The following is a 321-nucleotide window of genomic DNA, read 5'->3' as shown; positions in this document are numbered from 1 at the left end:
GCTCGCCTATGGTCCGGATGGAGCGCGAGCGAAGAAGACCTCCTCCTTCGCCACCACGCTCTATCCCGACGCCAATGTCGAGATCAATCCGGCGACGCCGGGAGCGGAGGTCTACACGCGCTATCCGCATCCCGACATCAAGGTGGTGGGCACGACCAAATACTTCCTGCACCGCGAGCATCTGGCCTCGGTGCGCCAGGTCACCGACATGTCTGGCGCCATCGTCGAACAGACTACCTACGCCACCTATGGCGAGAGCCTCAACACCGGCTTCCAGACACAAAAGGGCTACATCGGCGAGCGCTTCGATCCCGAGACCGG

1 protein-coding gene is annotated in these 321 nt (G+C 62.6%); it reads left to right on the top strand.

Features of this window, described 5'->3' with window-relative positions:
- Positions 1–321 (top strand): hypothetical protein (locus tag AC04SI_RS33390; protein ID WP_488475745.1); only part of this gene is annotated, 321 nt, incomplete at both ends.

It is taken from the genome of Mesorhizobium sp. CNPSo 4689, assembly GCF_057784325.1.
This window is presented reverse-complemented; position numbering and strand designations above follow the sequence as displayed.